This is a genomic window from Bartonella sp. AP4SXKL (assembly GCF_042195845.1).
GTDB lineage: Bacteria > Pseudomonadota > Alphaproteobacteria > Rhizobiales > Rhizobiaceae > Bartonella.
The window spans coordinates 1-719 of record NZ_JBHIPA010000072.1; the positions used below are offsets into that span (position 1 = coordinate 1).

The following is a 719-nucleotide window of genomic DNA, read 5'->3' on the forward strand; positions in this document are numbered from 1 at the left end:
GATGATTCAGCTGTTGTTCATTACGATAAAAAAGAGGGTGAGAATGGCGGCATTGATTACACGAGTGTGACTTTAGGTAAAGGTAAGGATGCAGGACCAGTTGCACTTCATAATGTAAAAGATGGTGCCATTGGTGAGAGTTCACATGATGCGATTAATGGTAGTCAGATCAACACGATTTCTCAGAATGTAGCTAAATTCCTTGGTGGCGATGCAAAATTTGTTGAGGGTACGTTTACAGGACCAACCTACAAGTTATCCAAGGTTGATACAGCTGGTAATATAACAAATGGCTCTTTTGATAATGTTGGTAGTGCATTTACTGGTCTTGATGAGAATATCAAGAATGTGAATGCGCGGATTAAAGAGGTTTCTGAAGGAGTAGCGCAGGATTCTTTGAATTGGAGTAATGAAGCCAATGCCTTTGTCGCGCGTCATGAGAAGAAGCAAGAAGAACAAGGCAGGGCTGTAAGGACACAAGAAAACAGTAGAATTACGTTTCTAGCAAATGGTGAGATTAGCGCTAAATCAACAGATGCTGTCGCTGGTAATCAACTTTATTCAATGAATCAGACATTTGCGACGTATTTTGGTGGAGGAGCAGGTTATAATGAAAAGGGAGAATGGGTTGCACCTACCTTCAAGCTTAAAACTGTCAATTCTGATGGTAGTGCTGGTGAGGAAAAGGTTTACAATAGTGTATCGGAAGCATTTGCTGG

At 41.0% G+C, this 719-nt stretch carries 1 pseudogene; it reads left to right on the plus strand.

Annotated features, from left to right (window positions below):
• Positions 1-719, plus strand: a pseudogene (locus ACFIMI_RS09735) (hypothetical protein); the annotation flags it as partial.